Origin of the sequence: Streptomyces sp. NPDC019531 (assembly GCF_044903305.1) — a bacterium.
GTDB lineage: Bacteria > Actinomycetota > Actinomycetes > Streptomycetales > Streptomycetaceae > Streptomyces.
On the sequence record NZ_JBJDQL010000021.1, the window covers coordinates 98,950 to 120,528 of the forward strand.

A 21,579-nucleotide genomic window follows, 5' to 3' on the forward strand; every position below is an offset into this window, starting at 1 on the left:
TCGCGCAAGAGTTGCGCGGGCGGCCGGTTCGGAGGACAGGGCACCGGCGGGAAACCTTCTCGACATTCGCTGTCAACCGACTGCGACGGGTGGGCAACTCTTGCACAGACCGACAGCGATGGGGAGAGGAGCGCAGGTCATGGCACGGACCGGTCATCACCGGCTACGGCGCGTCGCGATCGCCGTACTGCTTCTCGCACCCGCCGCGGGGCTGCTGTGGGTCCCGATGTACGCCGGTGCGGAGCCGCGCCTGGTGGGCACGCCGTTCTTCTACTGGTACCAGCTCGTCTGGGTGCCGGGGTGCGGCCTCTGCCTGCTCGCCGCGTATGCGCTGTCGGACCGACATCGCCGCTGAGTCTCTCTGTTCCTGTCCCGTTCCACCGTTTCCGGTGAGGAGCCGCCATGCCCGAAACCGCTCTTCAGCCTGCCCTTGAGGCGCCTGAAAAATCACGTATGTCACCTCGGTCGATCCTTCTGTGGGCCGTCGTCGCACTGCTCGGCGCGGTCGCCTGGGGCGTGCTCGCGCTGGCCCGTGGCGAGAAGATCTCCGCGGTCTGGCTGGTCGTCGCCGCGCTCGGTTCGTACGCCATCGCCTACCGCTTCTACTCCCGTTTCATCGCCCGTCGCGTCCTGAAACCGGACGACCGCCGGGCCACCCCGGCCGAACGCCTCGAAGACGGCGTCGACTTCCACCCCACCGACAAGCGGGTGCTCCTCGGCCACCACTTCGCGGCGATCGCGGGCGCCGGACCGTTGGTCGGCCCGGTCCTCGCGGCCCAGATGGGATACCTCCCCGGCACCCTGTGGATCGTCGCCGGCGTGATCTTCGCGGGCGCGGTGCAGGACATGGTCGTGCTGTTCCTGTCGATGCGGCGGGACGGCAAGTCGCTCGGGCAGATGGCCCGTGACGAGATCGGCAGGGCGGGCGGAGCGGCGGCGCTGGTCGCGGTCTTCGCCATCATGATCATCCTGCTGGGTGTGCTGGCCCTGGTCGTGGTCAACGCCCTCGCCCACTCCCCGTGGGGCACCTTCTCCGTGGCGATGACCATCCCGATCGCCCTGTTCATGGGCTTCTGGCTGCACCGCATCCGCCCCGGCCGGGTCGTCGAGACCAGCCTCATCGGTGTCGCCCTGCTGCTCCTCGCGATCGTCGGCGGCAGCTGGGTGCAGAACTCCTCACTGGCGTCCACCTTCACCCTCAGCCCCACGACCCTCGTCTTCTGCCTGATCGGCTACGGCTTCGTCGCCTCCGTCCTGCCGGTCTGGATGCTCCTCGCCCCGCGCGACTACCTCTCCACCTTCATGAAGATCGGCACCATCGCGCTGCTCGCGGTGGGCGTCGTGGTCGCCGCCCCGGTGCTGCGCGCGGACGCGGTGAGCGACTTCGCCACCTCGGGCGCCGGGCCGGTGTTCGCGGGCTCCCTGTTCCCCTTCCTGTTCATCACCATCGCCTGTGGCGCCCTGTCCGGCTTCCACGCCCTGGTCTCCTCCGGTACGACGCCGAAGCTGATCCAGAAGGAGTCGCAGGTCCGTCTCATCGGCTACGGCGCCATGCTGATGGAGTCGTTCGTCGCGATCATGGCGCTGATCGCGGCTGCGACCCTGGAACCGGGCCTGTACTACGCGATGAACGCACCGGCGGGACTGCTGGGCGCCACGGCGGAATCGGCGTCGCATGCGGTGGCAGGCCTCGGCTTCACCATCACGCCCGACCAGCTGACCCAGGCCGCCAAGTGCGGTCGAGGAACAGTCGCTGATCGCCCGCTCCGGAGGCGCCCCGACCCTCGCGGTGGGCATGTCGGAGATCTTCTCCGGGGTGTTCGGCGGTACGGCCATGAAGGCCTTCTGGTACCACTTCGCGATCATGTTCGAGGCGCTGTTCATTCTGACGACGGTGGACGCGGGCACGCGTGTCGGCCGCTTCATGCTCCAGGACATGCTCGGCAACGTGTGGAAGCCGGTCGGCCGGGTCAACTGGAAGCCGGGCATCTGGCTGTGCAGCGGACTCGTGGTGGCGGCCTGGGGCTACTTCCTCTACACCGGTGCCACCGACCCGCTGGGCGGAATCAACCAGCTCTTCCCGCTCTTCGGTATCGCGAACCAGTTGCTGGCCGCGATCGCGCTGGCCGTCTGCACCACGGTCCTCGTCAAGTCCGGGCGGCTGCGGTGGGCCTGGGTGACCGGGGTTCCGCTGGCCTGGGTGGTCGCCATCACGTTCACCGCGGGCTGGCAGAAGATCTTCTCCGACGACCCGCGCGTCGGGTTCTTCGCCCAGCGGACCAAGTACGCCGACGGCATCGACGCGGGCCAGGTGCTCGCGCCCGCCAAGACGCCTGCCGACATGCACACCGTGGTCACCAACTCCACGGTCGACGGGGTGCTGATCGCGGTGTTCCTGGTGCTGGTCGCGGTGGTGATCGTCAACGCGGGGGTGGTGTGTGTGCGGGCTGTCCGGGGGGCGGGGGTGCCCGCGACGACCGAGGCACCGTACGTCGAGTCGCGCATCGACGTGCCCGAGCAGGCCGGTGAGGAGCCCGTCGGAGTCCGCTCGTGACCGCGACCATGACCGTACGGCGGTGGGGGCGGGCCGTCCGCTGGTACCTGCGGGAGCTGACCGGGGAGGCGGAATACGACCGCTACTGCGAGCGGCATCTGCGCCACCATCCGCTCGCGCCGGTGCCGACCCGGCGGGAGTACCAGGTGCTGCGCACCCGGCACCGGGAGGACCATCCGCAGGGACGGTGCTGCTGACGCCGCTGCTGCGGATCGCGGGGTGGGCGTACCGCCCACCCCGCGCACCTTTGCGACTCCCGCTTTCGCGACCCACCCACCGCTGTGACTCACCCCGGGACCGAGATGCTCAGACGCCGCACCGCCCCGCTGCTCCGCCCCGCCCTCGACGACGACGCGCTGCACAGGACACTGACCGAGCTCCGCCCGACCCCTCAGCTGCACGGTCTCGGCGCCGGCCGTACCCGCCCCCTCTGGCAGCCGGTCGCCGAGCTGCTGCAAGACACGGGGAGGGACTGGGACCGCCGGTGGCACCGGATGTCCGTACTCGCGGATCAGCTGCCGGCCGCCGTGTGTGAGCGGTGGATCGCCGAACGGCCCGGTGACGGGGACGCGCTGGTGTTGTGGGCCTGTGTTCGGTGCGTGCGGTACCGGCGGGGGTCGGCGGAGCGGGGGACCGCCGTCCAGGACGCGGAGCGTGCCTGTCTGCGTGCCGCCGAGGCATGCCCCGAGGATCCGACGCCCTGGCTTGCCCTCCTGGGGCTGATGCACTCCGTCGCCGTGCCGACCCGGGACGCCGTGACCGTGTGGACCGAGGCCGTCACCCGTGCCCCGTGGCACCGGGGCGCCTACCACCGGCTGCTGCGCTATCTGTCGCCGCGCGGACACGGCACGGTCAACGACATGACGGACTTCGCCCGGCAGGCCGCCGCCCCCGCCCCGTACGGATCACCGCTCGCCCTGCTCCCCGTGGCGGCCCGTGTCGAACTCGTCGCCCATCGACAGCGGCAGATGCCACTCGGCGCCGACAGCTACTGGCACGAAGCTCGGGCCGACGAGGAGGTCGACGGGGCCCTGGCCCGCTGGTTCCACACCGCCGCCGCCCCGCACGCCGAGGCCGTCACCGACCTCAACATCCTCGCCTTCGCCCTGGTCCGCACCCACCGCCCGGCCGACGCGGCACCCGTGTTCCGCCGTATCGGCCGCCATATGACCCCGCACCCGTGGGACCTGCTGCCCGAACCGGAACGCACGTTCCTCTACTGGCGGGACCGTCCCGAAGGCTGAGGGTCACACCGTCGCCGGTTCCGCCTCCGTCGTGGCTTCCTTCTCCGCCTTCTCCCGGCGGTCGCGCAGCTCCCGCCGCACCAGGACCACCCACCCGATCGGCACGCCGACCGAGAACAGCCACCACTGGATGGCGTAGGCGTAGTTCAGTGCGGCGTCCTCCTTGCCGGGGTCGCCGCCGATCAGCTCCGGGCTGTCGCCCTTCGGCTCGGGCGCAGTCTGCGCGATGTAGCCGCCGAGCACCGTGGCGCCCAGCCGCTTCGCCTCCTGCTCGCTGTTGATCAGCATGACCTGCCGGTCCGGCAGCCCCTTGAGGTTCTTGATGCCGCTCGCCGCGGTCGTCTCGTCGGGCATCAGCCGCCCGGTGACCGTGATCTCACCCTTCGGGGGAGCGGGGATCTTCGGGAACGCCGTCTGGCTCGGACCGTCCGAGGGGATCCACCCTCGGTTGACCAGCAGCACCTTGCCGTCGTCGAGGACGAAGGGGGTCAGCACGTGGTAGCCGACCTCGTCGTCCGAGTTGGTGCGGCGCCGGACGACGACCTCGTCGGCGGTGTCGAAGTGCCCCTTGGCGGTCACCTTGCGGTACCGGTCGTGCGTGGTGACCGTGTGCCCGGGCGCGGTCATCTCCTCCACCGGCACCGGCTTCGCGTTCAGCGCGTCGGTCACCAGTTGGTTGCGTGCGGTGCGCTCCTCGTAGCGGTGCATCTGCCAGATGCCCAGCCTGATCATCGTGGGGATGAGAAGCAGGGAGACCAGCGAGAGGATCACCCACTGCCGGGACAACAGGAAGCGGTACACCCCACGACCGTACCTCTCAGGTCGTGGGGTGCCTTGGGCAGGGGTGGTTCAGACGCGGTCGACGATGCCCACCTTCCCCTCCGCGCGGGCACAGTGCGCACCGCAGAACCAGTGGCCCTCGACCTCCACACCCTGCCCGATGATCTGCACACGACAGTGCTCGCAGATCGGCGCCATCCGGTGGATCGCACAGGAGAAGCAGTCGAAGACATGCACCGCGCCCTGCGCGTGCACCTCGAAGGTCATGCCGTAGTTATTGCCGCAAACTTCGCAAGTCGCCATGCGCCACAGGGTGAGCCGTCGCCGCCGCCCGGGCGAGACGGAGCCGGGCGAGTCGTACGACAATCACCCGTCCGTCGGCAGCCGCCGTTCCGCCGGCCGTCACCCGTTCCGTACGGTCATCCCTCCGACGCTGGTTCCACGTTGCTGAGGAGCTGCCCGAAGGCCGCCTCGTCGACGACCGGGGTGCCGAACTGCCGGGCCTTGACCACCTTGGACGTGCCCGAGTCTGGGTCGTTCGTGACGAGCAGGCTGGTCAGCCGGGAGATGCTGGTGGCTACATGCAGCCCGGCCTCGACCGCGCGGTCCTCCAGGAGGTCGCGCTCGATCGAGGTGTCCCCGGAGAACGCGATCCGCATGCCCTGCTTGAGAGGCCTCCCGTCCTCGTACCGCCCGGGGTTCGGATACGGACAGGCGGGCCGCTTGCGGGCGGGCCGCCAACTGGTCGGCCGATAGCTGCCGTAGCTCGCCGACTGCCGGGGCACCGCATGGTCCGTCCACTCGGTCAGCGGCCGGCACTCGTGCAGCGGCAGCCGTACGCTTCGCGCAGCCGCGGCCCGCAGGCTCGGCCGGAACGCCTCCGCGAGCACGCGCGCGTCGTCGAGGGCATGATGCGCCCGCTGCTGTACGACACCGAAGTGGGCCGCCAGCGACTCCAGCTTGTGGTTGGGCAGCGGCAGGGCGAGCTCCTTGGACAGGGCGATGGTGCACAGCCGTTGACGCACCGGCGCCTCACGCTTCGCGCGCGCGTACTCGCGGGCGATCATCTGCCAGTCGAAGACGGCGTTGTGCGCGACGAGCACCCGGCCGTCGAGACGTGCCGAGAACTCCTCGGCGATGTCCTGGAAGAGCGGTGCGCCGTCGAGGGTTTCGCTCGTCAGACCGTGGATCCACACCGGGCCGGGGTCGCGCTCCGGATTGACCAGCGTGTACCAGTGGTCCTCGACCTCACCGCGCGCGTCCAGCCGGTACACGGCGGCGGAGATTATCCGGTCGTCCCGGGCCAGGCCGGTGGTCTCCACGTCGACGACCGCGTATCCCTGCGGATACGCGATCGGCCACGCTGTGGGGGAGGACGCTGCGGTCGTCTGGTCTTCGAGCATGGTCCCTGAGGATACGGGCCGCGACTGACAGTCCCTCACGGCGGCGTCAGTACTGGGCGCGTGGCGGCCGGGGTGCGATCCTCCGGAGGTGACCGACGAGGGTGTGAGTGAACCGGCGCACGACGAGGCGCACGGCGGAGCGCTCGGCGCCCGCCTCAACTGGCTGCGGGCGGCCGTCCTGGGCGCGAACGACGGCATCGTCTCGACCGCGGGTCTGGTGGTCGGCGTGGCCGGCGCGACGAGCGACCGCTCGGCCTTGCTGACGGCGGGTCTGGCGGGTCTGCTGGCCGGCTCGATGTCCATGGCCGCGGGGGAGTACGTCTCCGTCTCGACCCAGCGGGACTCGGAGAAGGCCGCGCTGGCCCTGGAGAAGCGGGAGTTGAAGGAACAGCCGGAGGCAGAGCTGGAGGAACTCACGGAGCTGCTGGAGGAACGCGGGCTGTCGCGTGACGTGGCGCGGGAGGCGGCGGAGCAGCTGACGGCTCGTGACGCACTGCGGGCACACGCGCGCGTGGAGCTCGGCATCGACCCGGACGACCTGACGAACCCGTGGCACGCGGCCTGGGCGAGCTTCCTGGCGTTCACGGCGGGGGCGCTGCTGCCGTTGCTGGCCATTGTGTTGCCGGGTGCGGGGTGGCGGGTGCCGGTGACCGTGGTGTCGGTGATGGGGGCGCTGGTGCTCACGGGGTGGAGCAGTGCGCGGTTGGGGGCGGCGGAGCCTGGGCGGGCGGTGGTGCGGAATGTGGGGGGTGGGTTGTTGGCCATGGGGGTTACTTATGGGGTGGGGGTGTTGTTGGGATCAGTCAACTAGGGTGCGATCCGGCACCCCATGCCCGCGTCCGGCCGCGGCGCGAGTGCCGACCTCCCCCCCACTGCTTCCGCATCGTAGGACCGCCCACTGACCACCCATTGGCGGAGATCGCCAAGAAGCAAGCGCGTACCACCGTTAATACTTGTGGGTAACAACGTCTAGCCGCGCCTGACCGGCGGTTCTACGGTGCACACATGCCGAACCTCCCCGACGTCGTGGTCTGGTCCATACCCGCCTTCGTACTGCTCACCGTCATAGAAGATGATCAGCGTCCGGTTGCATCCCGATGAGGACGCGGCCGGCTACGAGACGAAGGACGCCGCCACCAGCCTCGGCATGGGGCTCGGCAGCCTCTTGTTCGACTTCCTCTGGAAGATCCCGATCGTCGCGATCTACACGGCGATCCACGAACTCACCCCCCTCCGCGTCCCCGTCCTGTGGTGGACGCTCCCCCTGATGCTGCTCGCGCAGGACTTCTTCTACTACTGGTCGCACCGCGGCCACCACGTCATCCGCATCCTGTGGGCCTGCCATGTCGTGCACCACTCCAGCCGGAAGTTCAACCTCACCACCGCGCTGCGCCAGCCCTGGACGTCCCTGACGGTCTGGCCGTTCTACGTTCCCCTCGTCGCCGCCGGTGTCCACCCGGCCGCCCTCGCCTTCTGTTCCTCCGCGAACCTCGTCTACCAGTTCTGGATCCACACCGAGCGCATCGACAAGATGCCCCGCTGGTTCGAGTTCCTGTTCAACACCCCGTCCCACCATCGGGTCCACCACGCCTCCCAGGGCGGCTATCTGGACCGCAACTTCGGCGGGATCCTCATCGTGTGGGACCGGCTCTTCGGCTCGTTCGTCGCCGAGACCGTACGGCCTGTCTATGGGTTGACGAAGAACATCAACACGTTCAACCCGATCAAGGTGGCCACCCACGAGTACACCGCCATTGTCAAGGACATCAAGAGGGCGCGGAGCTGGCGCGAGCGGGCGGGACGGGTCTTCCGGGGACCGGGCTGGGCGCCGGCGCCCGTGCCCGAGCCGGCCGAGGAGACCGTGCCCGCGTGAGCGCCCGGAGTCCCTACGGCAACCGTCGCACCCGCCACGCGCTCCTCGCGGCCTTCGCCCTCGCCGCGGCCGCCGACCTCGTCTCCCTGGCCGTCGGCTCCGCCTTCGGGCACACCGTCGCCAAGACCCTGCTGATGCCCCTCCTTGCCGCGTACGCCATCGCGTCCGGCGCACCCCGGCCACTCGTCGCCGCGCTCCTCTGCGGCTGGGGCGGAGACGTCCTGCTCCTGTCCGACGCCGACCCCGCCTTCCTCGCGGGCATGACCTCCTTCGCCGCGGGGCACGTCTGCTACCTCGCGCTCTTCAGGGCGTACGGCAGCCCACGCGCACGCGTGGCTCTCCTCGCGCCCGCCTACGGCACCGCGCTCGTCGTGACCGTCGTGGCGCTGTGGCCGGACCTGCCCGCCGAACTGCGCCTGCCTGTCGTCGGCTACAGCGCGCTCCTCATGGCCATGGCGTGCGGGTCGGCCGCCCGGCTCGGCCCCGTCGCAGGGCTCGGCGGTGCGCTCTTCCTGCTCTCGGACACCCTCATCGCGACCGGCGTCGCCGACTGGCCCCAGCTCCCGCGGCCCGACCTCTGGATCATGCTCACTTATATTGCCGCGCAGTTGCTGCTGGTCAGCGGCGCACTACGAGCCCTCGAAGCGCGCCCGGGGCCGATGGCGACGTACGGTGAGATGCGCTCGACCACCCCCTGAGCGCCGTCACGACCTCGCACGAGAAGGACCCTCGACATGCGCGCCACCACCATCCACGCCCCGTTCGACATGCGCGTCGAGGACGTGCCCGAGCCGGTCGTGCAACTGCCCACCGACGCCGTGCTCCGGGTGCTGCGGGCCTGTATCTGCGGCAGCGACCTGTGGGCCTACCGGGGCGAGGCGGCAAGGCAGCCGGGGCAGCGGATCGGGCACGAGTTCCTCGGGGTCGTGGAGGAGACCGGCTCCGAGGTGAGCACCCTCAGGCGTGGCGACCTCGTCGTCGCGCCCTTCATGTGGTCCGACGGCGTCTGCGACTACTGCCGCGAGGGCCTGACCACCTCCTGCGAGCAAGGCGGCTTCTGGGGTTCCGTCGGCCATGACGGCGGCCAGGGTGAGGCCGTGCGCGTTCCCTACGCCGACGGCACCCTCGTACGGCTGCCCAAGGAGGCGGCCTCCGACGGCCACCTGCTGTCCTCCCTGCTGACCCTGTCCGACGTCCTGGGCACCGGTCACCACGCCGCCCTGGGCGCGGGAGCCCGCCCGGGCGCCACGGTCGCCGTCGTCGGCGACGGAGCCGTCGGCCTGTGCGCCGTGCTCGCCGCCAGGCGACTTGGCGCCGAGCGGATCATCGCGCTGGGCCGCCACCAGGCCCGCACCGACATCGCGCGCCGCTTCGGTGCCACCGACGTCGTCGCCGAGCGCGGGGACGCGGCCGTCGAGGCTGTCCGCGAACTCACCCGCGGCCAGGGCGCGCACGCCGTCGTCGAGGCCGTCGGTACCGAACAGTCCATGCGTACGGCGATCAGCATCACCCGTGACGGCGGCGCCATCGGCTTCGTGGGCGTGCCGCACGGGAGCGACACCGGCGTCGACCTCGGCGTCATGTTCGACCGGAACATCGCCCTGCGCGGCGGAGTCGCTCCGGTCCGCGCCTACATCCCCGAGCTGCTGCCCGACGTCCTGGACGGCACCGTCGACGCCTCACCGGTCTTCGACATGACCGTCGATCTGGAGGGCGTGCCCGCCGGTTACAAGGCGATGGACGAACGCACCGCCCTCAAGGTGCTCGTCACCAACTAGCGCTCACGGCTTCACCAATGGATCGGCAGCGGCAGCGCCGTCAGCAGCCCCGACACCACGACCACCAGCCCCAGGGCGACGACCTCCGCCCGCGCGGGGACGCAGGCGGCCAGCGGGTCGGGAGCGCGGCGCAGCCGGAACCTGGCCCACAGGGCGAGCGCCGCGACCACGGCCACAAGAAGAACCTTGGCAAGCAGCGTGCGCCCGTAGGCCGTGTCCGTCAGTTGACCGAGGACCGTGCCGGGCGGCATCCGGCGCAGGGAACTCCACACGCCGGTCGCGGTGATGGCGGCGAGCAGTACGGCCGCCACGCGCGCGTAGAGCCCGAGCAGTGCCCCGCCCGGCCCGGCGGCTCCGGGCCCGGTGGGACCCGACTCCACAGAAACCGGCTCCATCGCACCCCAGCGGCGCAGCGTCCGCAGCACATACAGCAGCCCACCCACCCACAGCGCCGCGCACGTCAGGTGAACCAGCGTCAACCCGGAGCCGATCAGCGGACTGTGCTCGGTCGTGGGATGGGCGCGCAGGGCCTCCGCCACGATCACGGCGGCCAGGGGCCACGCCTGGACGGCCGGGCGATCCGAGCGCGCACACAGACCGGCCACGAGGAAGGCGTTGACCTCCAGAAGCGCCAACTTGCCGTCCCGGGAGGCGTACAGGCCGCCGACGTCGATCTCGGAGAGGCCGTGCGGCACCAGATTGCCGGTCGCCACGACGGACGCGAGACCCAGCGCGGCGACGAAACCGGCGGCGGCAGCGTACGGCGCCCAGGAACGAGGCAGGGGCGGGTGGCCGCCGAGCACACCGGGAGCGGCACCGGGCAGGGCGCGGGCCAGTCGGCCCACGAACAGCTCGCCCAGCGGCACGCACAGTGCCGCGAACAGCACCGCCCGCAGCAGGGCCACCCCGCCGGCACCGGGCGCGGCGGCCTCCCCGGTGCCGTGCAGCGCGGCTGACGGTCCGAACAGGGGTATCAGTACGGCCAGTACCACCAGGACGAGAACGGCGACCGCCCGGCCGACGCCCGGGCGCCGCGCGGGCCCGCTCGCATCGGTCACCCCGGCGGTGGGTCTTATCAAGGTCACCTCACGATCCTCACCAGCACGGACAGAACGGGGCAAGTGCAGCGAAACAAGTGGCGGTACGGCATTCCGCCCACCGGTACGTCTCCGACCCGGGCGCCGGTTCAGATCCGGCCCCGCCGCGCCGTCCCGAACCCGCCGCGTCGCCTCACACCCAGATGGCGGTATCCGTGCCCCAGGGCACCGGCGGCCGGGCCCAGTCCACCGGACCGCCCTCGAAGGAGACCGGCGGCAGGGCGTACCGCAGCCGCCCGAGCGCGCTGTCCGTCTCCGACAGCCAGGGGTCAGGACCGCCGTACGGCTCGCTCTCGGCATGGCCGGGCGCCACCCCGCGCCGGTACGCGGGTCCGTCGTACGCACCGCCCTCGCTGTCACCCGCACCCACCCCGTCCGTCAGCCACCGCGCCGTCCGCGCCAACGCAAGCCGTACGAACCGGCTTCCGCCCTCCTTCGACTGCTCGGACAGAGCCCGCAGCACGGCAGCCGCCAGGAGATATCCCGTCCCGTGGTCGAGGGCCTGCGCGGGCAGCGCGCCGGGACGTTCCATCGAGCCCTCCAGCGCGGCGATCCCGGTGGCCGCCTGCACGAGGCTGTCGAAGCCCCGCCGCTCACGCCACGGCCCGTAGTCGCCCCACGCCGACAGCTGTGCCACGACCACCCCGGGCCGCCGCTCCGCCAACGCCTCCGGCGACAGCCCGAACCGGTCCAGCGCGCCTGGCCGGTACCCGGTGACGACCACGTCCGCCGCCGCGAGGAGCTCCTCGAAGGTCTGCCGGTCGCCCGCCAGGTCGAGCGGCGCCGACCGTTTCCCGAAGCCGGTGTCCGCGTGCTGGTCCGGCAGTTCGGGAAGCCGCGGTGCGTCCACGCGCAGCACGTCCGCGCCCAGCAGCGCGAGTGTCCGGGTGGCGACCGGACCCGCCAGAACCCGCGTCAGGTCCAGGACCCGCAGTCCGGCGGCCGGCAACAGGGGAGAGGTGCGGACCGGGGCGAGCGTACGCGCGCGTGCCGCATCCAGCCGCCCCTCTTCGACCAGCGGACGCCTCGCCACCTCGGCCGCCTGAGGGTGCGCGGCCCATCCCTCGGGAGAGCGCAGGGCCACGGCGAGCCCCCCGGCGGCGTACACCGTTTCCTCGATGTCCAGGGCGGACCTCTCGGCGAGCGCCGCCTCGACGGCCGCCACGTCGTCCGGCACCCCGAGTGCGTCCAGGAGTCGCGCGCGGTGGTGCGGATAGTTGGCGTGCGTCCGCACCCATCCGTCGGCAGTCCGCCAGAACCGTGACAACGGTGCGAAGTTGACCGGCGCGCGTCCATCGATCAACAGATGACGCTCGCTCAGGAAGGCGGCGGCCACTGCCCCGTCGTCCACCCGCACCGCGGGCACCTCGCCGAGTCCGGCCCGTCGCGCCCCCAGCTCGGCGGCGGCCCGTGCGCACGCACCTACACAGGCCCGTGCAAGCTCTCGCACGGGAAGGCGCCCCTGAAGAGCGCCTTCCCGCACCACAAACTTGATTCCAGTCATGACTGCACTCTGCAGTATTGACTGAATCAATATATGAACGGACCTTGATCGGTCATCACGTCCACACGGCTACTTCGTCACCGCGTCCAGAGCGTCCACCGTGCCCCAGCCGTAGAAACCGTTGCGGTTCTTCGACCCCTCACACACCGCGTCGACCTTGCCGTCGCCGTTGATGTCGTACGGGTCCGTGCACGGCGTGGCGTCGGCCTCCGCGTACAGCAGCGCCTTCACCAGGGCCGGCGGGGCGTACGGATGCGTCGACTTGATCAGGGCCGCCACGGCCGCGGCGTGCGGCGACGCCATCGACGTACCGGCCATGTAGCCCCACTTGCCGCCGGGCAGCGTGCCCAGGATCAGTCCGCTGGTCGCGGGCGGCTGGGGCGTCTGGTAGGCCGTCGAGTCGCCGCCCGGCGCGGCCACGTCGATGACGCCCAGGCCGTGGTTGGAGAACGACGACTTGATGCCCTTCGCACCGGTCGCCGCGACCGTCACGACACCCGGCAGCTGGGTCGGTATGTCGAAGCACTCCGACGGGTCGATCACCCGGTCCGACGGAGTGCCGTCGTTCGGCGAGACCGGGTCGGTGATCTCGTCGGCCGCCAGGTCGTAGTTCTCGTTGCCGGCCGCCGCGACGTTGACCACACCCCGCTTCTCCGCGTACCGCGAGGCCCGGGTGATCGCGTCCACCAGCGCCTTCTGGTCCGGGTCGTCCGTGCAGTTGAAGTACCAGGGGTCGGTGTAATAGCTGTTGTTGGTGACGTCGACGCCATGGGTGGCCGCCCACATGAAGCCGCAGACCACGGCCTCCGTGTAGAAGTAGCCGGCGGTGGTCGACACCTTGATGCCGGCCACCTTCACACCGGGAGCCACGCCCGTCATGCCGACGCCGTTCTTGGCGGCCGCGATCTCACCGGCCACGTGCGTGCCGTGCGGACTCTCCGCCGCGCTCGGCCGCCACGCCCCGTCGGTGGTGTCCGGCTTGCCCGTCACACAGTTGACCGAGGCGGCCCGGTCGAAGTTCGGTGCGAGATCCGGGTGGGTGTCGTCCACGCCCGTGTCGATCACGGCCACGGTCACCTTGCTGCTGCCGAGCGACTTCTCGTGCGCCTTGTCCGCCTTGATGGCGGGCAGGTCCCACTGCAACGACTCCAGGGGGTCCTGGCCGGCGTCGGCGGCGGCCTGCGCGGCGGCCATCTGCGCCGAGCTGAGCGCCTTCGGCGTCCCCTCGTCGGTCGTCGACTGGGCGGGCAGCGGCGCGTTGCGGGTGTTGCCCGCCGACTCGACCCCGCGGACCTTGCGGATCGTCTTGGCGAAGTCGGGGTTCGACGAGTGGACGACGATCACGCCGATCTTGTCGTACGACGTCACGATCGTCCCGCCGGCCTGGGCGATGGCCTTCTTCACCTGGGCGGAAGGACCGTGCCCGGAGCGGACGTTGACGACGTAGCTGAGCGCCGTCCCGTCCGCGTCGGCGGAGGCAAGGACGTCGTTCACGGCGCCGGTGACGCCGGCCGCGGTGCCGGGCAGGCCGGCCGCGGCCGCCGTGGTGCCCGGCAGGAACGCCACAGCTGTCGCCATGGTCATACCGAGCGGGATCGCGATCGCGCGCCGAAAGCGCGGGTGAGGCCCTGTCATGATGAGGTGTCTCCAGTTCGTTCGCGGAACGAGCGGTCCGTGCGGGGTGGTACGGGGGCTGCTGTCCGGCGGGTCACTTGACCGCGCGCAGCGCGTTGACGATGCCGAAGCCGTAGAAACCGTTGACCCTGGTGCCGCCCTCGCACACCGCGTCCTGGGTGCCGTCGCCGTTCTGGTCGTAGGACGTCGGGCAACTCGTCGCGTCCGCCTGTGCCTTGAGCAGGGCCTGCAACTGGGCCGGGCTCGCCTTGGGGTGCGTCGACTTCAGCAGCGCGGCGACGCCCGCGGCGTGCGGCGAGGCCATGGACGTGCCCTGCAGGAAGCCGTACTCGCCGTTCGGCATGGTGGACAGGATGCGACCGTTCTGCGACGGCGTGTCCGGGATCTGGTAGAGCCGGTCGCCACCGGGAGCCGCGACGTCGATGACACCCTTGCCGTACGAGGAGTAGTACGACTTGAGGTTCTTGACGCCCGTCGCGCTGACCGTGACAACACCGGGCAGCTGCGTCGGCACGTCGAAGCACTCGTGCGGGTCCACGGTGCGCTCCACCGGCGTCGAATCGTCGGGGCTGGAGGCGTCGACGATCGAGTCGGAGTCCAGATCGTGGTTGGAGTTGCCCGCCGACGCCAGGTTGAGCGTGCCCTTGTGCTGCGCGTACAGCTGAGCCCTGTTGACCGCATCGACGATGGCCCGCTGATCTGGATCGTCCATGCAGTTGTACAGCCATGGATCAACGTAGTAGCTGTTGTTCGTGATCTCGACGCCGTGGTCGGCGGCGAACACGAACGCGCACACGACGCTCTCGGGGTAGAAGAGGCCGTTGCTCCGGTCGGTCACGTTGATGGCGGAGACCTTCACGCCGGGGGCGACCCCGGCCACGCCTATGCCGTTGCGGGCCGCGGCGATCTCACCGGCCACGTGCGTCCCGTGGTAGTCGTCCGCGGTGTACGGCCGCCAGGCGCCCTCACTGGTGTCCGGGACACCGCCGTCGCAGTTGGCGGACTGGGAGGCGGAGAAGTTCGGCGCGATGTCGGGGTGGGTGTCGTCGACGCCGGTGTCGATCACGGCGACGGTCACCTTGCGGCTGCCGGGGTTGATCTTGGCCGCCTTGTCGGCGCCTATCGCACGCAGGTCCCACTGGTCGGCCTCAAGAGGCTCACTGTCCGGTGTCGCTGCCGAGGCCTTCGCGACCTTCGAGGCCTGAGCGGCCGACAGGACCTGGACCGCGCCCTCGTCCGTCGTGCCCGCCGGGGTCAGCGCCGAGGTACGCGTGGCACCTGCGGACTGCACCCCGCGGACCTTGCGGATCGTCTTGGCGAAGTCGGGGTTCGACGAGTGGACGACGATCACGCCGATCTTCTCGTACGCGATCACGACGGTGCCGCCGGCCGCCGGTATCGCCTTCTTCACCGAGGCGATCGTGCGGTGGTCCACCTTGGTGTTGACGACGTACGACAGACTCGTCTCGTCCGCGGCCTGGGCCGTGGCCTGAGCGGCCGGGACGGCGGAGGCCGCCGAGGGCAGGAAGCCGAGCGAGGCCGTGAGGGACAGCACGACCGGGACGGCGAGCGCGAGACGGTGCCTGGAACGTCTTGAACGTATGGAACGTCTGGAACGCGGCTGGGACATGGGGTCTCCACATCATCCGGAAACGAAACCGCCCGAGACACAGGTGTCGTCCGGGCAGGTACATGACGGGTGGTGCAGGCCGAAGCTATCTTCCGAAGTCGCTGGCCAGCAATGACTTCCCCAAGGTGAGTTCGGAAAGAAGCAAAGCGAGTTGAACCGGTCCGAGCGCGGCGCCGTGACCTTGAACAGGGAACGCGAGGACACTCGCCCCCGATCCCCGTCACAACCGCACCCGCAACACGAGGAGACTCCGTGTCCACCGACGCACCGCCCCCCTCGAAAGAGCAGCACAAACTCCCCACCACCGCGGAGTTCACCGAGGTGCAGGAGAGCGCGGAGTTCGGTGAACTGCGCCGCTCCTACCGCTCGTTCGCCTTTCCGCTGACCGTCGGCTTCATCGCCTGGTATCTGCTGTACGTCCTGCTGTCCAACTACGCGGGCGACTTCATGGGCACCAAGCTCTTCGGCAACATCAACGTCGCCCTGGCCCTTGGTCTCGCCCAGTTCCTGACCACGTTCCTCATCGCCTGGTGGTACGCGCGCGTGGCCGCCGCCAAGTTCGACCCCAAGGCCGAGGCGATCAAGTCCCGGATGGAGGGCGGCGCATGAGCCCCGCGATCACCCTGGCGGCCGGCGAGGCCAGCGAGCACCGGCCGCTGATCATCAGCCTGTTCGCGGTCTTCGTCGTCGCGACCCTCGTCATCACGGTCTGGGCCGGACGCCAGACCAAGGACGCCTCCGACTTCTATGCGGGCGGACGGCAGTTCACCGGTTTCCAGAACGGCCTCGCCGTCTCCGGCGACTACATGTCCGCCGCGTCCTTCCTCGGCATCGCGGGCGCCATCGCCCTGTTCGGTTACGACGGCTTCCTCTACTCCATCGGCTTCCTGGTCGCCTGGCTCGTCGCCCTGCTCCTGGTCGCCGAACCGCTGCGCAACTCCGGCCGCTACACGATGGGTGACGTACTCGCCTACCGGATGCGCCAGCGCCCGGTCCGCACCGCGGCCGGCACCTCCACGATCGTCGTCTCGATCTTCTACCTCCTGGCCCAGATGGCCGGCGCCGGCGTCCTCGTCTCGCTGCTGCTCGGCATCACCTCCGACGCGGGCAAGATCGGCATCGTTGCCCTGGTCGGCGTCCTGATGATCGTCTACGTCACCATCGGCGGCATGAAGGGCACCACCTGGGTCCAGATGGTCAAGGCCGTCCTCCTGATCGCGGGCGCCCTGCTGCTGACCTTCCTGGTGCTGCTGAAGTTCAACTTCAACATCTCCGACCTGCTCGGCTCGGCCGCCGACAACAGCGGCAAGGGCGCCGCCTTCCTGGAGCCCGGCCTGAAGTACGGCGCCACCAGCACCACCAAGCTGGACTTCATCTCCCTCGGCATCGCCCTGGTCCTCGGCACCGCCGGTCTGCCGCACATCCTGATCCGCTTCTACACGGTGCCCACCGCCAAGGCCGCCCGTAAGTCGGTCCTCTGGGCCATCGGCCTGATCGGCGCCTTCTACCTGATGACGCTCGCCCTCGGCTTCGGTGCCGCCGCGCTCATCAAGCCGGACGAGATCATCGCCTCCAACAAGGCGGGCAACACGGCGGCGCCCCTCCTGGCACTGCATCTGGGCGGCGTCGACTCCAACTGGGGAGCGATCCTGCTGGCCACCATCTCGGCGGTCGCCTTCGCCACGATCCTCGCCGTCGTCGCCGGCCTCACCCTGGCCTCGTCCTCGTCCTTCGCGCACGACATCTACGCGAACGTCATCAAGAAGGGCCAGGCCACCGAGAAGCAGGAGATCGGCGCGGCCCGCTGGGCCACCATCGGCATCGGCGCCGTCTCCATCCTGCTGGGCGCCCTCGCCCGCGACCTCAACGTCGCCGGACTCGTCGCCCTGGCCTTCGCGGTCGCCGCCTCGGCAAACCTGCCCACGATCATCTACAGCCTCTTCTGGAAGCGGTTCACCACTTCCGGCGCCCTGTGGTCGATCTACGGCGGTCTCGTCTCGGCGGTCGGCCTGGTGCTGTTCTCGCCGGTCGTCTCCGGCAAGCCCACCTCGATGTTCCCGGACGTCGACTTCCACTGGTTCCCGCTGGAGAACCCGGGCATCATCTCGATCCCGGTCGGCTTCCTGCTCGGCATCATCGGCACCTACCTCTCCAAGGAGGAGCCGGACAAGGGCAAGTACGCGGAGCTGGAGGTCCGGTCCCTGACCGGCACCGGCGCCCACTGACCCACCCCCTGAGCGGCCGTGTCGTAGAGACCTACGACACGGCCGCTTCGTACGTCGTGGGATCGGGCACTGTCGATGTCAGTGACGTCACGTAGGCTCGCAAGTGACGGAAAATGATGGATCCGGCACTGATCCGCGACGAGGGAGGGGGCCCACGTGCTCATCGACACCTATGGCCGGGTTGCCACCGACCTGAGAGTCTCGCTGACCGACCGGTGCAATCTGCGGTGCACCTACTGCATGCCGGAAGAGGGCCTGCAGTGGCTGGCCAAGCCGGACCTGCTCACCGACGACGAGATCGTCCGCCTGATCGACATCGCCGTCACCTCCCTCGGTATCGAGGAGGTCCGTTTCACCGGCGGCGAGCCCCTGCTGCGCCCCGGCCTGGTCGGCATCGTCGAGCGCGTCGCGGCCCTCCGGCCCCGCCCCCAGATGTCCCTCACCACCAACGGCATCGGCCTGCGGCGCACCGCGAAGGCCCTGAAGGCGGCGGGCCTGGACCGGGTCAACGTCTCCCTCGACACCCTGCGTCCGGACGTCTTCAAGACACTCACCCGCCGCAACCGCCACCAGGACGTCCTGGACGGTCTGGACGCCGCACGCGAGGCAGGCCTGACCCCCGTCAAGGTGAACACCGTCCTGATGCCGGGTCTGAACGACGACGAGGCCCCGGACCTCCTGGCCTGGGCCGTGGAGCACGACTACGAACTGCGCTTCATCGAGCAGATGCCCCTGGACGCCCAGCACGGCTGGAAGCGCGACGGCATGATCACCGCCGGGGACATCCTGACCTCCCTGCGCACCCGCTTCGACCTCACCGAGGAGGGCGCTGAGGAGCGCGGCTCGGCTCCCGCGGAGCGCTGGCTGGTCGACGGCGGTCCGCATGTCGTGGGCGTCATCGCCTCGGTCACCCGCCCGTTCTGCGCCGCCTGCGACCGCACCCGCCTGACGGCCGACGGCCAGATACGCAACTGCCTGTTCGCCCGCGAGGAGACCGACCTGCGAGCGGCACTGCGCTCCGACGCCGGTGACGAGGAGATCTCCCGCATCTGGCGCGAGGCGATGTGGGGCAAGAAGGCCGGCGCGGGCCTGGACGACCCGACGTTCGTCCAGCCGGACCGGCCGATGTCGGCGATCGGGGGTTAGGCCCCTTCGGGCGCCTGCCACTCCTCGAACTTCACGACATCCTTCAGGAACCCGCGAACCCCGAGAAACTGCGACAGATGCTCCCGGTGCTCCTCACAGGCCAGCCATGTCTTCCGCCGCTCCGGCGTGTGAATCTTCGGGTTGTTCCACGCGAGCACCCACACGGCGTCGGTACGGCAGCCCTTCGCGGAGCAGATCGGTGTCTCGTCACTCACAGAGGTGTCTCACAAGCGAGGGAAAGCGGAGGAAAAGGCGACGCCGAGCAGCCACGGGGGGAGCTGCCCGGCGTCGGTCTGTCGCTCCGACGGGGGATGCGGAGCGCGTACGAAGTATGTCACGGGGAACCCTTGGCCCGGCACTGGAACAACATGATTGATCTGAGCTTTTCTTGAGCTTGGTACGGAGGAAACCCCTCACGTCCGCTCGTGCGGCTCGCCCCGTACACCCGACGTCGACCCGGCCGCACCGTCTTCCGGCACCGGTTCCGCGAAGTCCCCGTCCTCCCGCGGCGGCATGATCATCGGCCGGGCCGGAGCGGTCACGAACGTCGAGGGCAGCGACGGCGCGTTCTCCCGCCCGGCGTTGGCGATGACTACGGCGATATAGGGCAGAACCGCCCCGAGCACCAGCGCAACGATCGCCACGTGCCGTTCGACATTCCAGAGGGTGGCCGCGAGCACCACGGACAGCGTACGAACCGTCATCGAGATGACGTACCGGCGCTGACGCCCGCGCACGTCCTCCTGAAGGCCGGTCCGGGCTCCGGTGATCCGGAACACCTGGGCGCTGCCGCCGCCATGCTGCTTCCGCATCACATTCCACCATCCGCCCGCATCGGACCCTCCCCGCCCCGTATCCGCTCCCCACCCCGGTGGGGACACCGGGCCAGGACAGTTCCCACGTTACGCCGCGTCTGCGTCGCCTACGAGACCGGGGCACCTCCCACCGGCGCGAACACCCTCGCTCGACGCGTGTACGGCCGTACCCGACATGCGCCGTAGCGCGAACGGACCGACACTGGCCGTAATGCTCACGTCGAGCCGTACGAGGAGGCAGCCATGGGCTGGTTGTGGGCGATCATCGTGGGATTCGTGCTGGGTCTCATCGCGAAGGCGATCATCCCCGGGAAACAACACAGTCCCCTCTGGCTGACCACCATCTTCGGCATGCTCGGCGCCGTCGCCGGAAACGCGATGGCACGCGGGTTCGGCGTGGACGAGACCTCCGGCATCGACTGGAGCCGCCACGTGTTCCAGCTGATCGCCGCGGTGATCATCGTGGCCGTGGGAGACATGCTCTACATGGCGACGCTGGGCAAGAGGAAACACCGGAGGACCTGAGAGCCGTACGACGAAGGGGGCGCCCTCCAACGGGAGAGGCGCCCCCTTCCGCCGTGCTCAGGACCTAGGCCGAGGTGACCTCGACCGCCGCCAGGTTCTTCTTGCCCCGGCGCAGCACCAGCCAACGTCCGTGCAGCAGATCCTCCTTGGCGGGAACGGCGTCCTCGGCCGAGACCTTGACGTTGTTCACGTAGGCACCGCCCTCCTTCACCGTCCGCCGCGCCGCCGACTTGCTCGCGACCAGCCCGACCTCGGCGAACAGATCCACCACCAGGCCCGGCTCGGTGACCTGGACATGCGGCACCTCGGAGAGCGCCGCGGTCAGCGTCTTCTCGTCCAGCTCCGCCAGCTCGCCCTGCCCGAAGAGGGCCCGGCTCGCGGCGATCACCGCGGCCGTCTGGTCGGCGCCGTGCACCAGCGTCGTCAGCTCCTCGGCCAGCGCCCGCTGCGCGGCACGGGCCTGCGGACGCTCCTCGGTCTGCTGCTCCAGCTCCTCCAGCTCCGCACGGGTCCTGAAGGACAGGATGCGCATGTACGTCGAGATGTCCCGGTCGTCGACGTTCAGCCAGAACTGGTAGAACGCGTACGGCGTCGTCATCTCCGGGTCGAGCCAGACGGCCCCGCCCTCGGTCTTGCCGAACTTGGTGCCGTCCGCCTTGACCATCAGCGGCGTCGCCAGACAGTGCGCCGATGCCTCGGGCTCCAGCCGGTGGATCAGATCGAGACCCGCCGTGAGGTTGCCCCACTGGTCGCTGCCGCCCTGCTGCAGCGTGCAGCCGTACCGCCGGTACAGCTCCAGGAAGTCCATGCCCTGGAGCAGCTGGTAGCTGAACTCCGTGTAGCTGATGCCCTCCTGGGACTCCAGCCGGCGCGCGACCGAGTCCTTGGTGAGCATCTTGTTGACGCGGAAGTGCTTGCCGATGTCCCGCAGGAACTCGATGGCCGACATCCCGGCCGTCCAGTCCAGGTTGTTCACCATGACCGCGGCGTTCTCACCCTCGAAGGACAGGAACGGCTCGATCTGCGCGCGCAGCCGGGTGACCCAGTTCGCGACCGTCTCCGGGTCGTTCAGCGTGCGCTCCGCCGTGGGCCGCGGGTCGCCGATCTGGCCGGTCGCCCCGCCCACCAGGGCCAGCGGGCGCAGACCGGCCTGCTGGAGCCGGCGCATGGTGAGCACCTGGACCAGGTGACCGACGTGCAGGCTGGCCGCCGTGGGGTCGAAACCGCAATAGAACGTGACGGGACCGTCCGCGAGCGCCTTGCGCAAAGCGTCCTCGTCAGTGGACAGGGCCCACAGCCCTCGCCACTTCAGCTCGTCGACGATGTCCGTCACGGTTCTCGTATCTCCTCGGAAGATCCTCGGGCAGTCG

20 protein-coding genes and 2 pseudogenes are annotated in these 21,579 nt (G+C 70.0%); 12 read left to right on the forward strand and 10 right to left on the reverse strand.

Going from position 1 to position 21,579, the window contains the following annotated elements; genetic code table 11:
* Positions 1 to 139 precede the first annotated feature (139 nt).
* The 4 genes and pseudogenes from ACI2L1_RS23965 (at position 140) to ACI2L1_RS23980 (ending at position 3,798) form a co-directional block, all read left to right on the forward strand.
* The gene (locus ACI2L1_RS23965; RefSeq protein ID WP_404741394.1) at positions 140 to 355 is read left to right on the forward strand and encodes a DUF3311 domain-containing protein; all 216 of its coding nucleotides are present in this window, start codon (positions 140 to 142) and stop codon (positions 353 to 355) included.
* Positions 356 to 453: 98 nt separating this feature from the next.
* Positions 454 to 2,554, forward strand: a pseudogene (locus tag ACI2L1_RS23970) (carbon starvation CstA family protein).
* A gap of 8 nt (positions 2,555 to 2,562) precedes the next feature.
* Positions 2,563 to 2,751 carry a YbdD/YjiX family protein gene (locus ACI2L1_RS23975; RefSeq protein ID WP_404741438.1) on the forward strand — a complete coding sequence of 63 codons (189 nt, stop codon included), beginning with the start codon at positions 2,563 to 2,565 and terminating at the stop codon, positions 2,749 to 2,751.
* 105 nt (positions 2,752 to 2,856) lie between these two features.
* Complete coding sequence (locus tag ACI2L1_RS23980) at positions 2,857 to 3,798, forward strand: hypothetical protein (RefSeq protein WP_404741395.1); 942 nt, start codon at positions 2,857 to 2,859, stop codon at positions 3,796 to 3,798.
* 3 nt (positions 3,799 to 3,801) lie between these two features.
* Here the strand turns inward: ACI2L1_RS23980 and ACI2L1_RS23985 are convergent, their stop codons facing one another.
* The 3 genes from ACI2L1_RS23985 to ACI2L1_RS23995 all read right to left on the reverse strand — a co-directional run bounded on the left by ACI2L1_RS23985 (position 3,802) and on the right by ACI2L1_RS23995 (position 5,981).
* Positions 3,802 to 4,599, reverse strand: a complete 798-nt coding sequence (locus ACI2L1_RS23985; protein WP_404741396.1) for an SURF1 family protein — start codon at positions 4,597 to 4,599, stop codon at positions 3,802 to 3,804.
* Between the two features lie 48 nt (positions 4,600 to 4,647).
* On the reverse strand, positions 4,648 to 4,881 hold the full coding sequence (locus tag ACI2L1_RS23990) for a hypothetical protein (RefSeq protein WP_079083468.1): 234 nt from the start codon (positions 4,879 to 4,881) through the stop codon (positions 4,648 to 4,650).
* 116 nt (positions 4,882 to 4,997) lie between these two features.
* Positions 4,998 to 5,981, reverse strand: a complete 984-nt coding sequence (locus tag ACI2L1_RS23995) for a DEDDh family exonuclease (protein WP_404741397.1) — start codon at positions 5,979 to 5,981, stop codon at positions 4,998 to 5,000.
* Between the two features lie 103 nt (positions 5,982 to 6,084).
* Between ACI2L1_RS23995 and ACI2L1_RS24000 the strand changes: the two genes are divergently transcribed.
* The 4 genes and pseudogenes from ACI2L1_RS24000 to ACI2L1_RS24015 all read left to right on the forward strand — a co-directional run bounded on the left by ACI2L1_RS24000 (position 6,085) and on the right by ACI2L1_RS24015 (position 9,632).
* Positions 6,085 to 6,792 carry a VIT family protein gene (locus ACI2L1_RS24000; protein WP_404741439.1) on the forward strand — a complete coding sequence of 236 codons (708 nt, stop codon included), beginning with the start codon at positions 6,085 to 6,087 and terminating at the stop codon, positions 6,790 to 6,792.
* 194 nt (positions 6,793 to 6,986) lie between these two features.
* A pseudogene (locus ACI2L1_RS24005) lies at positions 6,987 to 7,854 on the forward strand (sterol desaturase family protein).
* On the forward strand, positions 7,851 to 8,552 hold the full coding sequence (locus tag ACI2L1_RS24010; RefSeq protein WP_404741398.1) for a lysoplasmalogenase: 702 nt from the start codon (positions 7,851 to 7,853) through the stop codon (positions 8,550 to 8,552). The pseudogene ACI2L1_RS24005 and the gene ACI2L1_RS24010 overlap by 4 nt, the downstream one beginning before the upstream one ends.
* A 36-nt stretch (positions 8,553 to 8,588) precedes the next feature.
* The gene (locus ACI2L1_RS24015) at positions 8,589 to 9,632 is read left to right on the forward strand and encodes a zinc-dependent alcohol dehydrogenase family protein (RefSeq protein WP_404741399.1); all 1,044 of its coding nucleotides are present in this window, start codon (positions 8,589 to 8,591) and stop codon (positions 9,630 to 9,632) included.
* Positions 9,633 to 9,643: 11 nt separating this feature from the next.
* On the opposite strand, the gene ACI2L1_RS24020 is transcribed toward ACI2L1_RS24015, so the two are convergent.
* From ACI2L1_RS24020 to ACI2L1_RS24035, 4 genes are all read right to left on the reverse strand, one after another.
* Positions 9,644 to 10,717, reverse strand: coding sequence for a CopD family protein (locus tag ACI2L1_RS24020; protein WP_404741400.1), 1,074 nt, complete (start codon positions 10,715 to 10,717; stop codon positions 9,644 to 9,646).
* 145 nt (positions 10,718 to 10,862) lie between these two features.
* Positions 10,863 to 12,233 (reverse strand): CoA transferase, encoded by a 1,371-nt coding sequence (locus ACI2L1_RS24025; protein ID WP_404741401.1) that lies wholly within the window; start codon positions 12,231 to 12,233, stop codon positions 10,863 to 10,865.
* A gap of 69 nt (positions 12,234 to 12,302) precedes the next feature.
* Positions 12,303 to 13,868 carry a S8 family peptidase gene (locus ACI2L1_RS24030; protein WP_404741402.1) on the reverse strand — a complete coding sequence of 522 codons (1,566 nt, stop codon included), beginning with the start codon at positions 13,866 to 13,868 and terminating at the stop codon, positions 12,303 to 12,305.
* 73 nt (positions 13,869 to 13,941) lie between these two features.
* Positions 13,942 to 15,498: a S8 family peptidase gene (locus tag ACI2L1_RS24035; protein ID WP_404741403.1), complete on the reverse strand. Its 1,557-nt coding sequence runs from the start codon at positions 15,496 to 15,498 to the stop codon at positions 13,942 to 13,944.
* 252 nt (positions 15,499 to 15,750) lie between these two features.
* Between ACI2L1_RS24035 and ACI2L1_RS24040 the strand changes: the two genes are divergently transcribed.
* From ACI2L1_RS24040 to moaA, 3 genes are all read left to right on the forward strand, one after another.
* Entirely contained in the window at positions 15,751 to 16,107 is a 357-nt protein-coding gene (locus ACI2L1_RS24040; protein WP_404741404.1) for a DUF485 domain-containing protein, read from the forward strand.
* Positions 16,104 to 17,723: a cation acetate symporter gene (locus ACI2L1_RS24045; RefSeq protein WP_404741405.1), complete on the forward strand. Its 1,620-nt coding sequence runs from the start codon at positions 16,104 to 16,106 to the stop codon at positions 17,721 to 17,723. Before ACI2L1_RS24040 ends, ACI2L1_RS24045 begins: the two co-directional genes overlap by 4 nt.
* A 156-nt stretch (positions 17,724 to 17,879) precedes the next feature.
* Positions 17,880 to 18,869 carry a GTP 3',8-cyclase MoaA gene (gene moaA / locus ACI2L1_RS24050; protein WP_404741406.1) on the forward strand — a complete coding sequence of 330 codons (990 nt, stop codon included), beginning with the start codon at positions 17,880 to 17,882 and terminating at the stop codon, positions 18,867 to 18,869.
* Here moaA and ACI2L1_RS24055 read toward each other — a convergent pair.
* Positions 18,866 to 19,084, reverse strand: a complete 219-nt coding sequence (locus ACI2L1_RS24055) for a hypothetical protein (RefSeq protein WP_404741407.1) — start codon at positions 19,082 to 19,084, stop codon at positions 18,866 to 18,868. The genes moaA and ACI2L1_RS24055 overlap by 4 nt on opposite strands.
* Before the next feature lie 198 nt (positions 19,085 to 19,282).
* Positions 19,283 to 19,681, reverse strand: coding sequence for a DUF3099 domain-containing protein (locus tag ACI2L1_RS24060; protein ID WP_404741408.1), 399 nt, complete (start codon positions 19,679 to 19,681; stop codon positions 19,283 to 19,285).
* A 246-nt stretch (positions 19,682 to 19,927) separates the two neighbouring features.
* On the opposite strand from ACI2L1_RS24060, the gene ACI2L1_RS24065 reads away from it, so the two are divergent.
* A complete protein-coding gene (locus tag ACI2L1_RS24065; RefSeq protein WP_404741409.1) occupies positions 19,928 to 20,209 on the forward strand; it encodes a GlsB/YeaQ/YmgE family stress response membrane protein in 282 nt (93 codons plus the stop codon).
* A gap of 64 nt (positions 20,210 to 20,273) precedes the next feature.
* Here the strand turns inward: ACI2L1_RS24065 and tyrS are convergent, their stop codons facing one another.
* Complete coding sequence (gene tyrS / locus ACI2L1_RS24070; RefSeq protein ID WP_404741410.1) at positions 20,274 to 21,542, reverse strand: tyrosine--tRNA ligase; 1,269 nt, start codon at positions 21,540 to 21,542, stop codon at positions 20,274 to 20,276.
* Positions 21,543 to 21,579: the final 37 nt, after the last annotated feature.

Coding starts and splice junctions, on each gene's coding strand:
- ACI2L1_RS23990 (WP_079083468.1), bottom strand. CDS start 4,881: ATGGCGACTTGCGAAGTTTGCGGCAATAACTACGGCATGACCTTCGAG.
- ACI2L1_RS23980 (WP_404741395.1), top strand. CDS start 2,857: ATGCTCAGACGCCGCACCGCCCCGCTGCTCCGCCCCGCCCTCGACGAC.
- ACI2L1_RS24025 (WP_404741401.1), bottom strand. CDS start 12,233: ATGACTGGAATCAAGTTTGTGGTGCGGGAAGGCGCTCTTCAGGGGCGC.
- ACI2L1_RS23965 (WP_404741394.1), top strand. CDS start 140: ATGGCACGGACCGGTCATCACCGGCTACGGCGCGTCGCGATCGCCGTA.
- ACI2L1_RS24030 (WP_404741402.1), bottom strand. CDS start 13,868: ATGACAGGGCCTCACCCGCGCTTTCGGCGCGCGATCGCGATCCCGCTC.
- ACI2L1_RS23975 (WP_404741438.1), top strand. CDS start 2,563: ATGACCGTACGGCGGTGGGGGCGGGCCGTCCGCTGGTACCTGCGGGAG.
- ACI2L1_RS24015 (WP_404741399.1), top strand. CDS start 8,589: ATGCGCGCCACCACCATCCACGCCCCGTTCGACATGCGCGTCGAGGAC.
- ACI2L1_RS23995 (WP_404741397.1), bottom strand. CDS start 5,981: ATGCTCGAAGACCAGACGACCGCAGCGTCCTCCCCCACAGCGTGGCCG.
- ACI2L1_RS24035 (WP_404741403.1), bottom strand. CDS start 15,498: ATGTCCCAGCCGCGTTCCAGACGTTCCATACGTTCAAGACGTTCCAGG.
- ACI2L1_RS24060 (WP_404741408.1), bottom strand. CDS start 19,681: ATGCGGAAGCAGCATGGCGGCGGCAGCGCCCAGGTGTTCCGGATCACC.
- ACI2L1_RS24065 (WP_404741409.1), top strand. CDS start 19,928: ATGGGCTGGTTGTGGGCGATCATCGTGGGATTCGTGCTGGGTCTCATC.
- ACI2L1_RS24045 (WP_404741405.1), top strand. CDS start 16,104: ATGAGCCCCGCGATCACCCTGGCGGCCGGCGAGGCCAGCGAGCACCGG.